The sequence below is a fragment of the Streptomyces sp. SBT349 genome (genome assembly GCF_001083795.1).
Classification (GTDB): Bacteria; Actinomycetota; Actinomycetes; order Streptomycetales; family Streptomycetaceae; genus Streptomyces.
The window spans coordinates 1-13,283 of the sequence record NZ_LAVK01000305.1 but is presented as its reverse complement, the minus strand read 5'-3'; the positions used below and the strand labels follow the sequence as shown (position 1 = coordinate 13,283).

Genomic DNA, 13,283 nt, shown 5'->3' with positions numbered 1-13,283 from the left:
GGGAGGACACCGTGCTGGCCGGGCTGACCGCCCGCCAGCTCCTGATCCTCTCCGGCGCCGGCATCCTCCTCTACGCCCTCTACTCGGCCACCCGCACGGTCCTTCCCGTGGCCGTCTTCCTGGCCGCCGCGCTGCCGCTGGGCGCTGTCGCGGTACTGCTCGCGCTCGGACGACGCGACGGCCTGCCCCTGGACCAGCTGCTACGAGCCGCGATCCGCCAAACCATGGCGCCGCGCTACCGCATCGCCGCACCCCAGGGCATCCAGCCCGCACCCACCTGGCTCGCCGCCCGCGCCGCCCCTCTGGACGAGCCCGGACAGCCGACGGGCAAAGTATCGCCCGCGCCGCTGCGACTGCCCGCCGAGGCCGTGACAGAAACCGGCGTCATCGATCTGGGGCGCGATGGGATGGCAGTGGTCGCCGTGTGCTCCACCGTGAACTTCGCCCTGCGAACCCCCACCGAACAGGAGTCGCTCACCGCGGCGTTCGCCGGCTTTCTGCACTCCCTCACCGCGCCCGTCCAGATCCTCATCCGCGCGGAACACCTCGATGTCTCCGCCCAGATCACCGAACTGCGCACCAACGCCCCACACCTGCCGCACCCCGCACTGGCACACGCCGCCCTCGAACACGCCGACTACCTCACCCAACTCCGCGAGCACAGCAACCTCCTGCGCCGCCAAGTCCTCCTGGTCGCCCGCGAGTCGCTGCACGCCTCCGGCCCCCGCGACCAGTACGGCGCTTCCCCCAGGACGGCCCGGCGGCGAGCAGGTTCCAAGGCAGGCAGGAGCCGCCCGGCAGAGGCTGAGGACGCCGCGCGGCGTGCGGCCGAGGCACGGCTGGTCCGCCGGATCGCCGAAGCCGTCGAACTGCTCGGCCCGGTCGGGATCATCGTCACCCCGCTGGACGCCGGGCAGGCCACCGCCGTCCTGGCTGCCGCCTGCAACCCGGACAGCCTGCTGCCCCCTTCATCCCATCTCGCCGGCGCACACGACGTCATCACCACCGCCCCCGCCTTCGATGACGCAGACCCCGCCAAGACCCCGGACGGCTCCCGCGACACCGACAACGGGGACTTCGCCGCCGCAGGATGGGGTGAGCAGGCGTGAGGGGCGGCCGACGATTCCGTGTCCGCCCGTCAACGGCACCGCAGCCCGGCGACGAGAGCGGGGCGTTCGCGCCGGACGCCCTCGCCGTCGGCGCCCGGCACCTGGAAGTCGGCGGCGAATGGGTCGCGAGCTTCGCTGTCGTCGGCTATCCGCGGGAAGTTCACCCCGGCTGGCTCCAGCCGCTGCTGACCTACCCCGGCCGCATCGACGTCTCCGTGCACATCGACCCCGTCGACCCGGTCACCGCCGCCAACCGCCTCAAGAAACAGTTGGCCCGGTTCGAGTCCGGCCGACGCCACGGTGAAGAGCACGGCCGCCTGCCCGACCCCCACGTCGAAGCCGCCACCGAGGACGCCTACGACCTCAGCTCCCGCGTCGCACGCGGCGAAGGCAAGCTGTTTCGCTTCGGCCTCTACCTGACGGTCCACGCCGGCAGCAGCGAAGAACTCGGCACCGAAGTCGGCGCGGTCCGTGCGCTGGCCGCCAGCCTCCTGCTCGACGCGAAACCCGCGACCTACCGCTCCTTGCAGGGCTGGATCACCTGTCTGCCCATGGGCCTGGATTTGCTGGCGATGCGCCGGACCTTCGACACCTCCGCGCTCGCCGCCGCCTTCCCGTTCACCAGCCCGGACCTGCCCCCGGCCGACCCCACCTCGGTGGCCGCCCCCACCGGCGTGCTCTACGGCTACAACATCGGCAGCCAAGGGCTGGTGCACTGGGACCGCTTCGCGCTGGACAACCACAACTCCGTCGTCCTGGGCCGTTCAGGGGCCGGCAAGTCCTACCTGGTCAAACTGGAGCTGCTGCGCTCCCTGTACCGGGGAATCGAGGTCCACGTCGTCGACCCCGAGGACGAGTACGCCCGCCTCGCGCAGGCCGTGGGCGGCACCTACGTCCACCTCGGCGCGGAACACGTGCGGCTCAACCCGTTCGACCTGCCCATCCACACCCGCCCCGACGGGCGCCGCACCGCACCCCGCGACGCCCTCGTGCGTCGCAGCCTGTTCTTGCACACCGTCCTCGGCGTGGTGCTCGGCGCCCAGCTCGCCCCCGGCGAGCGCGCCACCCTGGACCGGGCCATCACCACCACCTACCAGCACGCCGGCATCACCGCCGACCCCCGCACCTGGACCCGCCCCGCCCCACTGCTGGCCGACCTCACCCGCACCCTCGAACACTCCGCCGACACCGACGCCGCCGACCTGGCCGCACGCCTGCACCCCTATGTGAGCGGCGCGTTCTCCGGCCTGTTCGACGGCCCCACGTCGACCCGACCCGAGGGCCACCTCGTCGTCTTCTCACTGCGTGACCTGCCCGATGAACTCAAACCGATCGGCACGCTGCTGACCCTGGACGCCGTCTGGCGCCAGGTGTCCAACCCCGCCGTCCGCCGCCCGCGCCTGGTCGTGGTCGACGAAGCGTGGCTGCTGATGCAAGACTCCAGCGGCGCGGATTTCCTCTTCCGCATGGCGAAAGCAAGCCGGAAACACTGGGCCGGCCTGACCGTGGCGACCCAGGACACCGCCGACGTGCTGGCCACCGACCTCGGCAAAGCCGTCGTCGCCAACGCAGCCACCCAGATCCTGCTGCGCCAGGCGCCCCAGGCCATCGATGAAATCGCCACCACATTCAACCTCTCCGACGGCGAGCGGCAGTTCCTGCTCTCGGCCGACCGCGGCCAGGGCCTCCTCTCGACCGGGACCCAGCGGGTAGCGTTCGAGGCCACCGCCTCACCGGCCGAGCACCAGCTGATCACCACCAACCCCGCCGAGCTCGCCGCCTACGAGGACGCCGCTACTACCGCGGAAGCCGACGACCAAGCCCCATTCGTGGATCTCGGCCCCGCCCAAGACGCCGCGTTCTGAGCCGCGTCAACGTCCCACGCGATCAGCGTTGCCACCGATGCCCCTGCTCTACCTCCGGAGGGCCGCTGCCATGCCTCCCGCCGAACCCCACCGACCACCGCCCGCCGCGAACCTGCCTCGGCCGGCACGGCTGCTGACCCAGAACCGCGAAATGCGCGCGATCGGTGTCTGGAACTGGACCCTGCCCGCGTGGGCCGGCCGCTTCCCCGACGGCCGCACCTACAACACCTGCCCCTCCGCCGGGGTCTGCTCCCAGGTCTGTTACGCCCGCCACGGCACCTACACCTGGCCCCAAGTGCGGGCCAAGCACCAGGCGAACCTGGCGTTTGTCCTGGAGGACCTGCCGGGCTGGGAACACGCGATGACCGCCGAACTCGGAGCGCGCCGATTCCGCGGCGCCTGGATCAGGATTCACGACTCCGGCGACTTCCTCCCCGACGCCTACCTGACCAGTTGGCTGGCCGTGATCCGTGCCCGGCCGGAGGTCAACTTCTACGCCTACACCAAAGAGATCCGCCGTTAGCTCAAGGGTTGGCATATGTCTCGACGTCTCAGCGGTACACCACGGGTGGCTGTTAGGTTCAAGTGACTATTGATGTCTCAGGGGTGGGGGCTTCGTGGAGCACTTCTTCGTGTCGCACGCCAAGGTGCGCCGGTACGCGGGTGCCGTGGACGGTGTGGATCTGGACTGGGTCGACTACGTGACCCGCAAGGGGGCGCTCAAGGAGGGCACGCCGTTCTTCCTGGGGGCGGATATGCGTCCGCTGGAGCCGTTGACCTCGTGCTTCTTCGATATGGCCAAGCGCCTGGATGCGGGGTCGCTCCAGGACTACACGTACGACCTCATGGATCTGGCCGACTTCCTTGGGCAGTTGGACCCGCCGACGGATCTGTTGTCGGCCACGGAGGATGACCTCGTCGCCTACCGGGACGAGCTCATGGAGTACCAGGACGAGCCGGTGTCGGCGGCCACGTGGATGCGGCGGCGGGCCGCGATCAACAACTTCTACGACTGGGCTGTCGAGGACGCGAAGCTGCTGGACCGGCGCCCGTATCACCGACGCAAGAACGGCAAGGACGTTCTGTCCGTGTCCGTCGTCAACGATCTCGACGTCCGCCATCTGACCTATTCACAGTGGCGGTTCCTGAAGCAGGTGGGGCTTCGCGGCCTTTTGCCGGACGAGCGGGCGGACCGGTCGTTCCGTGGGGCGGCACCGTTGCGCAACAGCGCGGCGGCAGTGCTGGCGGTGACGACCGGGATGCGCCTGCGGGAGTTCAGCACCCTNGCTCGACATCGAGGTCGGGACGCCGCGCCGGGACGGCTCGGTCGCGCTGGTGGACCTGAGGGAGATGGCCAAGTACAAGCTGCCTCGCACGGTGGAGATCCAGCACGCCGCCTTGCGGGAGATCGACTTCTACCGGCGCACAGAGCGGGCGAAGATCGTGCACGAGGCCGCCCGCACACTGCACCGTCACCGGGCAGAGCTCTTCGTCGTCGACGACATCAACTCCCGTCAGGGCAAGCTCAGCGGAGTTCTGCACGGCCGCCGGCGGGCCTTCACGATCAAGGACATGGACGTGGCCACGCGCCGGATCGCGGTCATCGAGGGCGACCGGGGTCTGGAACCGATGGCGCTGTTCGTCGGGCGCGGCGGGAGCATGCTCTCCGCACAGCGCTGGCATCAGATCTTCGAGGACGCCCACGTGCGGGCCCTGCGGATCAGCAAGGAACAGAAGCTCGAGACGGTGGTGCCGCGGGCATTCAAGATCCACGATCTGCGTCACACGTTCGCGATCTTCATGCTCCGGTTGCTGACCGAGCTGGTGGCGGAGCAGGAGGCGGAGCTGCGGCGGCTGGGCGGGCACACCGCCTACCTGGCCGATCACATCAGCAGGTCGCCGCAGCTGACGGTTCAGCGTTTGCTCGGCCATCGTCAGGCGACGTCGACCATGCGTTACCTGCGCTACATCCGCAAGACGAACCTGCTGGTCGCCCGGGCGATCGCGGACTGGAATGCCCAGGACACCACCTACGCCGACTACGCGGCCCGGCTGACGCAGGGGAGGGCCGCCTGATGCCCCGCCGGGGAGAACGCAGGAGCCGGCAGCGTCCGGCCGCTGCCGTCGCGCCGCCAGCGCCGCCTGGACGGATCGGGGTCCGGGAACTCGTCTACGTCTACCGACACCAGCGGATGGCCCACCGGATCGATCCGGCGGAGTTCCAGTGCTCACTGCTGGCGAGCCAGCTGGCTGATGCTTGGCTGGACTATCACCGCAAGGCGGCTCTGGCCTTCAGCGGTAACTACGTCACCGCGATCCGCAGCTTCCTGACATTCGCCGGCACACATCTGGCGGCCACCGGCCTCGATCCGGATGACGCCGGGCTGGATGGCGGGCCCATCGACTTGGCCGAGGTGATCTACCAGTGGGAGGAAGATCTCGTCACCCGCTACCAGCCGACTTCGAACCAGCCGAACGTGTTGGCCGGTTTCCTGCTGACTCTGGTGGAGCACAGGGCGGTCCGGGACGCGAAGGTGCCCGAGCGCCTGCGGCGGCGGGCGGAAGGGCCGCCGACGTTCCGGGGTGGCTCGAGCGAGCCGTTGGACGAGTTCGCCAATCACGAGCGTCTGCTTCTGCTGGACGGCGCCAAGGCTGATATCCGTGCCCTGGAGAAGCGGCTCGCCGTGGGTCGGGCTCTGCTGGCTGAGGGCCAGGACCCGCGCAGTGGAGGCTGGCGGTCGCTGCCCAATCTAGTCTGGGCGGCCCGGCACGGAGTGCTCGACATGCCCGCCCTGCTGACGCATCTCCCGGCGCACTTCAAGTGGTGGCCGAAGCCGGTAAGGGACGTGGTGGCCGACCCCGTCTACATGGCCCGCTTCGGCGGGAAGTACGGCGTGATGACCACCGTCAGCGGACTGCTGTTCCCCAACGAACTCGACCTGCAGCCGTTTCGGGTCCTGCTCCTGCTGGCCATGGGCGATGCCACCTCCGAGGAGGTGCACGATCTCCGTCTGCACGACCTGGAGTTCAGCGATGAAGGGGTCCGGGTGCTGCAGACCAAACTGCGGGCCCAGCGGGTCCGTCCGCATCTGCACGGCCACGACGGGCCGCGGGAGAGCGAGCGGCCTCTGGACGAAGACGAGGCACCTGGAGAGTCCGCCTACCCCGGCACCGGCAACTGGGACGTCCCCGGACTCCTGCGCCGCCTGATCGCGGTGAGCACCCTGACCCGGGAGGCATTCGAGACCGATCCGTGGCTGTTCACCGCCGTCGAGTCCACCGACCACCGGCGTCGCATGGCCGCGGGGCGGGCGATCTTCAAGCGCCCAGGGCGCCGGTTCACCGACTGGATCACCACACATCCGGACATGGAAGGCGACCCGGCGAAGATCTCCGAGCCGCACGACGTACGACGGCTGCGGAAGACGTCGAAGACCACGCGCGTCGCCGCTCTGGGCGGCAGCCTGAGCGACCTAACAGGGGACGACCACCACATCGAAGTGTTCCGAGGCCACTACGCGCACGGCACGACCGCGCACGTCCTGGCAGGCCGGGCGGTCAACCGGGCCCAGCGCGGAGTCTTCAACAAGATCAAGCCTGGCAAGCCCGTGCTGGTCACCGAGGGGGCCGAGGCCATGCTCACGGAGCCGGAGACGGCCGCTGAGCTGGGTATCTCGCCTGAGCAGGGGAAAGCCTTGCAGCACGGAGAGCTCGACATGGGTGTCGTCAACTGCCGTGATCCCCACGACTCCCCGCACACACCCAAGGGCAGGCTCTGCCACGTCGCGCCGGCGATGTGCATGCTCTGCCCGAACGCGATCGTGTTCACCTCGCAGCTGCCCCGACTGCTGATGCTCGACGACCACATCACCCACATGCGCAAGGTGCTGGCCCCACCGGTCTGGCAGGCCACCTGGGCCGTTCAGGCAGCCGCGCTGAAGGAAGTATTCGCCGAGTGCGCGGAACAGCTTCCAGAGGCCCGCCGGCAGATCGAGGAGGGCAAGTTCCGTCTCGACCTGCCGCTCGGAATGCGAACGGAGTACGACCGGTGACAACCGCCGCCGCTTTCCAGGCTCTGCCCTCGCAGACCATTCCCGACGACACACTCGTCCTCGGCGGCCGCCGCAACCTCATCCCCGGAGCGGAGGTCCCGCTTTTCGGGCAGAGCGGGTACTGGCCCGGCGACTGCCTTCGGCGGCCGGCGAACCGGGTGAAGAGCGCCTGGCGGGCGTCGTTCCCCACGGACCCGCTCTGGAACCTGCGGACCCGCGAGATCGCCTTCGGGATGCTCAACTCCAGCCACAAGATCCTTCGGGATGCCGGCCTGTTCTTCCGGGCCGAGAACTGGGGCCTGTCCTCGGTCAGGCAGATGTGCGACAAGATGCGGCTTATCGCCACATGGGCGGTCGAACAGAAGATGCCCCAGAATCTGGCCGCGTGGGCGGCGGAGGACTGGCAGGATTACCTCGACCATCACGCCCTGACGTCCGGAACGTCGACCCTGGCCAATGACGTCCTCACCATTCGCCGCCTGCTGGACTTCGCCCCTCTGCTGACCGGAGGCGGCCTGACCGAAGACCCGTGGCCGGGGAAGTCGGCTGCGGAGGTGGCCGAGCGGACATACACCGGCGAGTTGTCCACCCCCTCCATTCCCCCGGCCATCTGGTGGCCACTCCTGCGGGCCGCCTGGTTCTACATCGACAACATGGCCCCGCAGATCCTTGAACGCCGCGACCAGCAGGCCGCCGCCGTGGCAGCCTCTACTGGGATACGGCGCCAGACCCATCGCACGCAGGACATCGACGCAAAGCTCGCCGCCTGGGTGCAGGACCCTGCCTCCTTGGTGCCCGTCCACGCCAGGGACTATCGCGGATACCCGGCGGGCACGGTGATGTGGTCAACGCTGAGCCTGTGGCTGACGGGCGGCGTCAGCCAGGGCGTGTTCAAAGCCGACCGGGACTCGGACCGGCACCAGATGAGGCGGAGGATGGTGCAGCAGCTGGCCGATGCAGGCCGGGTCCGGCCCGTCACGGCCAAGGAAGGTCGGGCCGCTCTGGGCGTCGTTGACCAGCCCGTCCGTGGCCGCAACCGGCGGCCCGATGACCTTGATGCCCAGGTCAAGCCGTGGCTGGCCGACCCGGCCAACCGCATACCCGTCCGCCGGGAGGCCAGTGCCCATGGGCCGGCTGGAGAGCCGGTCTGGCTGACCCTGGAAAGCCGCGTATTCGGCACGGTGACCCCGGCGAACGTCTTCACCAGCGGCACCGCCCGCACTCGGCAGCGACAGCAGTGGGTGCGTGAGGCGATCACCGAGGACCGCACCGACTACATCGAGGACGGCGACCTTGAGCATGCCCTGCGCATGGTCAGAGCCGCCTGCTACGTCTTCATCGCCGCCCTCACGTTGATGCGCGACAGTGAACTGCAGGAGATCGAACGGAACTCCGTCGTCGAGCACTTCGGGTCTCCCGCGATCGCCTCGAGGAAGGTCAAGCACGACGAGTCCCGGCCCCGCCTCAAGTGGTGGATCATTGAGCCGGTCGCACAGGCCGTGGCGGTTGCCGAGCGTCTGTCCTGGCATGACAGCCACATCTTCGCCACCCTGGCCCCGCCCAGCGGGTTCCTGCCGGAGGGAACACGCGGCCGCGCGGGTTTCGATGCATTCCGCGACATCGACTTCTTCATCGAGAACATCAACAAGACGCTGGAGAGGACCGGACTGGAGCCCATCCCCGATGGGCTGGTGCGGCCGCACATGTTCCGCAAGACCATGGCGATCATCACCGCCCAGCAGCCCGACGGGGAGATCGCGCTCGGAATCCAGCTCAAGCACGCTGCCCGCCGGGCCCTGGCCAACCGGGTCACCGCCGGCTACGGAAGAATGGATGCGAACTGGAGCAAGGAGTTCGACAACCAGCTCGAGCTGGCTGCCGCCCGCAAGCTCGTCGAGCTCCTCAAGGCCCGCCGGCAGGGTGCTCCGGTTGCCGTCGGCCCCGGTGCCGCCCGGTTCCACGCCGGCCTGGACAAGGTCATCAAGGCCATGGAGAGCGACCCGCACCTCCAAGCACAGATCGCGGACGAGCGGATGCAGGTGAGCTTGCTGCGGGACGAGTTCGGCCAGCTCCACTTCGGCACGATCAACCACTGTCTGTGGCAGGCATCGACTGCCGAGTGCCAAAACCAGCTCCCGCCCGAGCAGCGGGGCAAGCAGCCGTTGCTCGGTGCCTGCCAGCCCGGCAAGTGCCGCAACTCGGTGCTGACCTTGAAGAACGCCCCCTACTGGATCGCCGAAGAGGGCGACCTGCTAGACACTCTGCGACGCGAACGGCTCTCCCCGCCGCGGCGCGAATCCATAGAGATCCGTCTCACCGAGGTGCAGTCGGTCACCGCACAATTCGCCACCCTGGAAGGTGACCACTGATGTCGGTATCCGCCGCGACCGCAACGAAACTTCGTGAAGCCATGGCCCGGCTGCTGGCCGGTGAGCCCTTGCACACCAACGGCGCCCTGACCAAGGAGAACCTCGCCCGCGAGGCCCGGGTCAGCCACGCGACCGTCCACCGGGCCGAGGAGATCCTGGCCGAGTGGGACGCGAAGGTCGCCCGGCCGGTTCTCCGCAGCCCCGGCGAAGTGCAGCGGGACGAGACGATCGCCAGCCTCCGCAGGCAGCTGCGGGAGGCGAAGGCTCAGGTCACCGAGGCCCAGGGCAAGCTCGACGCGCTGGCCGCGGTGACCGCGAACCTCTACCACGAGAACATCGCGCTGAAGAAGAAGCTCGGCAGCAGCCGGCGCCTGGCCTCGATCCCTGCCCCCGCCACGGACCACGGTCCCGTTCGAACGGACGGCTGAGCACATAGGTCCGTACGCGATGGTGCACGACGTTCGTCTGTACTTCCCCCTCGAGAAGGGGGGAAGTACAGCTATACGTGCTCAGGCCGCGGCTTCGAGCGAGTCCGGGGCTCCGGTGAGGGCGGAGTCGGGCGGAGAGGCCGGTGGGGCCGAGGTGGGCCAGGGCCCATAGGGAGGTGACGCGCCGGGCGGAGGCCCAGATCCCGACGGCTGGGGGCAGGAACGGGGTGACGGTGATGCCGCGGGCGGTGAACGGGGCCGGGTTGAGATGCGTCATCCCGTCGGTCCCGCACAGATACGTGCCGGCCCCGGCGGCTGCGGTGAGGTCGGCGAGCCGCTCGGATCGCCCGGTCCGGGCGGACAGCCCGCCGACGGTCAGGACGCGGCCTGACCAGCCGAGGAGGTCCAGCAGGATGCGGGTGGAGGTCTCGGCGACGGCGGCGGTCCGGCCGGCGTCGAACGCGGCCCAGACCGGCTCCAGGGCCTGCTTGAGGGCGGGCCAGTGAGGGCTGGTCCGGTATTCCTGCCGGATCATCGCCTCGGTCCGTCGCCGGGCTGCGGCGGGGTCGGCGATCAGAGCGTCCCGGATGGCGGTCTGACGGCCCTGGGGCAGGCGGGTGGGGATGGACAGCCACCTGGTTCGGTCCGGGTCCGGACGGTCTATGAGCGCATGACCAGATGAAGGAACCCTGCCAGCCCAATCGCGACCGTTACACCGGCCCCCAGCCCCTCCACGCGGCCGACTGCCACCCCGCCGATCAAGCTCGCCAGCAGGATGACCACCCACCGCAGCGGCAGCCCTTCGCTGCCGGAGCCGCCTTCCCCTGCACTCACGCTGCTGTCCTTCCCTGGAACGCCATCGGCCTGGCCCCCGAACTGCCTGTTCAGGAGGTGCCCTTGTGCTTCCAAGCCTTCCGGCTGCGGCCGCCAAACACTAGGCTTTGACGGCGACAACACGGAGGGGGGTTATCACTATCGTGGACGACGAGCCCACTGAAGCGATGTCCATCGCCGGGGACGGAACCTGGGGATGGGTTTACGCCTTCGCCAACGGCTCAGAGGCTGTCGATGTCACCTACTCCGACATCCCAGGCCCCTGGGTCTACTCCGTCGAAGGACGGATGGTGGCCGGGAAGCCGGCCATCACCAGGCTGTCGATCGTGCCCCGAGACCCAGAGAAGCCTGAGGCGATCACCCGGGAGACCGTCCGTCGCGCGCCGACTGGAACCATCCTGGGGAGGGTTAAGAGCGCTCTACGGACCAAGTGGAACAACAAGGTCGGCGACCTCTACGCCCAAGCCCGCATTCAGTCGGTGAAGGTCGGTCGATCCTGGCCCGCGGGACACTTCGTCCAGGTCGCATGGTTCGCCGTCGATGCGGAATTGACGGGTCGGGCTCCTCGGCAGGTCATCCAGGACACGTGGGGAGTCAGCGGGATCACCGCCAGCCGTTGGCTCGCGCGGGCTCGCAAACTGGGCTACCTGCCGGACTACCCGCTCACGCCAGTTGAGGGTCGGCCGCACGCATACGACTACGTTGCCGCAACGCGGATCCTCGAGGAACAGATCGTCCAGAAGGTGCTCCGCGAGGGGCTTAGCCACACCTCCGACCCAGCCACGGTGAGGAGTGAACTCTGGGAAGTCCTCCACCGCGCGATCCTCGACAACTCAAAGGAGGCCGTGCGGCTTCGGATCGAGATCTTCGTCGACATCTTGGCCCAACTGGCCGAGGGCGGCCCTGACGAGCAGATGCAAACGGCAGCGCAGCACCTACGCGACCGGATCGCTCAGGCTCCCCGCTAGTTGATCTATTCCAAGGGGTCAGTGATCGGCCGCACTTGGCCTGACGGCGGGATCAGGGAGCACCGTTAAGGTCCCGGTTCCCCCGGGGCTCCTGATCGACATGTCCGGGCCGAGGCGGGTCGAGGTGATCTGGACGTAGATCAGGTGGTGGCCTTGCGCCATGGAGCGGCCGGGTCCGCAAGCGTGTCGAGAATCAGCTCGCACCAGGTCACGGCGGCGTTGACCGTCAGGCGGGCGTGGCGGACCCCTAGGCCGCTCGGGGCGCTCGCCTGGCCGTGTCCGCTGCCGAAGCCCTGGTTGCGCAGCTCGGCCACGCCGACGGCGATGTTGATCGCGCCGGACAGAACCTTCTTGATCGCCTTGCTTCCGTCGGGGCCTGCCGGCGCCGAGGCGGCATCGAGTTTCAGCGACTTCTGGACGGTGTTGATGAGGGAGGGCAGGGCCGCGTTGCTGTCGATCTCGATGGCCAACTCCCGGAGGGCGGTTTTCGCAGTCGCCTCGATGAGCTGCTTGGCCGCCCCGATCGCACCTGACGGGTCCGTTGTCAGGTCTCGCCGGATGCGCTCCAGCTCGATCGTGATGCCGGAGGGGTCGCTCAGGTTGCTGAGGTCTCGGGCCAGAACAGGCGGCGCCGCCCACGAGATCTTGCCGCTCTGGTCGAGCGAGAAGCCGTCCCTCTCCAGGCGAACGCGGATGTTCTCCAGCCACGTAGGGGTGTCCTGCTGCCCGGGGTCCCGGTAGACACGGACGAAGTCCTCGAAGACGAGGAGAGCCCGCCGGACGTGGTCGGGATCAGACCAGTCCACGCCTTCGGCATAGAGCATGAACTCGGTCCGCCGCTGACCTGAGTCCTGGTACTTCAACTGTTCAGGCGGGATGGGCGCGAATCCGTGGTCCTCCCACAGCTCGGCCACGATCCGGAGCGTGAGGTCCGTGGCCAGAGAGCGGAAGGCGTTGCGGGTCGCGGGACTCACCAGCTCCCGGCGGGTAGTGACGGTCATGGATTGAAGATACGAGCGGACCCTGGCAGCGTCATGACCTTTTACGACAAACGTCTCTATCCGCGCTGAGCCGCCCGCGCGAGGTCTGTCTTCACGCGGCGGAGCATCAGCAGAGCCCCAGGCCAAGGATCTCGGCGCACTCTAGTGTCCTGCGCCTGAAATCCTGGCTCTAAGTTGTTAGGGTTGTGGGATGTCGTTTTCGGGGCGGTCTGCCGGTGAGTTCGTGTTGAGTCCGGACGAGCGTGACCAGTTGGTTCGCTGGTCGCAGGGTTCGTCGAGGTTGGCTGTGCGGGCGCGGATCGTGTTGCGGTGTGCGGAGCCGGGTGTGGTGTATGCGCGGGTTGCCGCTGATCTGGGCGTGTCGGCGATGACGGTGGGCAAGTGGCGCCGGCGATTCGCGGACTTGCGGGTGGAGGGTCTGGTGGACGCCGGGCGGCCGGGACGTCCGAAGGCCGGTTTGGTCCTGACCGACATCGAACGGGAACAGCTGACGCGTTGGGTGCGCCGGGCGAAGACCTCACAGGCCCTGGCGCTGCGGTCGCGGATCGTGCTGGCGTGCGCCGAGGACACGTCGAACAAGCGCGTCGCCGCGACCTTGGGAACGTCGGTGTCCACGGTGAGTCGCTGGCGGCGCCGGTTCGTGGAGTCACGGCTGGA

The 13,283-nt window shown here is 68.7% G+C and carries 9 protein-coding genes and 3 pseudogenes; 9 read left to right on the top strand and 3 right to left on the bottom strand.

Going from position 1 to position 13,283, the window contains the following annotated elements; genetic code table 11:
• From ADY01_RS27875 to ADY01_RS27845, 7 genes and pseudogenes are all read left to right on the top strand, one after another.
• Nucleotides 1-1,109 (top strand): PrgI family protein (locus ADY01_RS27875; protein ID WP_078900673.1); only part of this gene is annotated, 1,109 nt, incomplete at its 5' end.
• A complete protein-coding gene (locus ADY01_RS41395) occupies nucleotides 1,106-2,974 on the top strand; it encodes a VirB4 family type IV secretion system protein (protein WP_049579037.1) in 1,869 nt (622 codons plus the stop codon). The genes ADY01_RS27875 and ADY01_RS41395, both read left to right, overlap by 4 nt.
• Before the next feature lie 70 nt (nucleotides 2,975-3,044).
• Nucleotides 3,045-3,494 (top strand): annotated as a pseudogene (locus ADY01_RS27865) (GP88 family protein); the annotation flags it as partial.
• A 235-nt stretch (nucleotides 3,495-3,729) separates the two neighbouring features.
• Nucleotides 3,730-4,259, top strand: a pseudogene (locus tag ADY01_RS40965) (site-specific integrase); the annotation flags it as partial.
• A gap of 907 nt (nucleotides 4,260-5,166) precedes the next feature.
• A complete protein-coding gene (locus ADY01_RS40960; protein WP_049579035.1) occupies nucleotides 5,167-7,026 on the top strand; it encodes a hypothetical protein in 1,860 nt (619 codons plus the stop codon).
• On the top strand, nucleotides 7,023-9,395 hold the full coding sequence (locus ADY01_RS27850) for a hypothetical protein (protein ID WP_049579034.1): 2,373 nt from the start codon (nucleotides 7,023-7,025) through the stop codon (nucleotides 9,393-9,395). Before ADY01_RS40960 ends, ADY01_RS27850 begins: the two co-directional genes overlap by 4 nt.
• Nucleotides 9,395-9,823, top strand: a complete 429-nt coding sequence (locus ADY01_RS27845; RefSeq protein WP_049579032.1) for a hypothetical protein — start codon at nucleotides 9,395-9,397, stop codon at nucleotides 9,821-9,823. The genes ADY01_RS27850 and ADY01_RS27845 overlap by 1 nt, the downstream gene beginning before the upstream one ends.
• A 286-nt stretch (nucleotides 9,824-10,109) precedes the next feature.
• Here ADY01_RS27845 and ADY01_RS40955 read toward each other — a convergent pair.
• Both ADY01_RS40955 and ADY01_RS39990 read right to left on the bottom strand, forming a co-directional pair.
• Nucleotides 10,110-10,412 (bottom strand): annotated as a pseudogene (locus ADY01_RS40955) (WbqC family protein); the annotation flags it as partial.
• Between the two features lie 71 nt (nucleotides 10,413-10,483).
• Nucleotides 10,484-10,657, bottom strand: a complete 174-nt coding sequence (locus ADY01_RS39990) for a hypothetical protein (protein ID WP_158688370.1) — start codon at nucleotides 10,655-10,657, stop codon at nucleotides 10,484-10,486.
• 143 nt (nucleotides 10,658-10,800) lie between these two features.
• Between ADY01_RS39990 and ADY01_RS27835 the strand changes: the two genes are divergently transcribed.
• A complete protein-coding gene (locus ADY01_RS27835) occupies nucleotides 10,801-11,625 on the top strand; it encodes a hypothetical protein (protein WP_049579028.1) in 825 nt (274 codons plus the stop codon).
• Nucleotides 11,626-11,765: 140 nt separating this feature from the next.
• Here ADY01_RS27835 and ADY01_RS27830 read toward each other — a convergent pair whose 3' ends face one another.
• Complete coding sequence (locus ADY01_RS27830) at nucleotides 11,766-12,626, bottom strand: abortive infection family protein (RefSeq protein ID WP_049579026.1); 861 nt, start codon at nucleotides 12,624-12,626, stop codon at nucleotides 11,766-11,768.
• 190 nt (nucleotides 12,627-12,816) lie between these two features.
• On the opposite strand from ADY01_RS27830, the gene ADY01_RS39985 reads away from it, so the two are divergent.
• A partial coding sequence (locus ADY01_RS39985; RefSeq protein ID WP_199826191.1) for a helix-turn-helix domain-containing protein occupies nucleotides 12,817-13,283 on the top strand: 467 nt, incomplete at its 3' end.

What these genes read in the sequence shown, in the direction of transcription:
- ADY01_RS40960 (WP_049579035.1), top strand. Translation starts at nt 5,167, where the DNA reads ATGGCCCACCGGATCGATCCGGCGGAGTTCCAGTGCTCACTGCTGGCG.
- ADY01_RS27845 (WP_049579032.1), top strand. Translation starts at nt 9,395, where the DNA reads ATGTCGGTATCCGCCGCGACCGCAACGAAACTTCGTGAAGCCATGGCC.
- ADY01_RS27830 (WP_049579026.1), bottom strand. Translation starts at nt 12,626, where the DNA reads ATGACCGTCACTACCCGCCGGGAGCTGGTGAGTCCCGCGACCCGCAAC.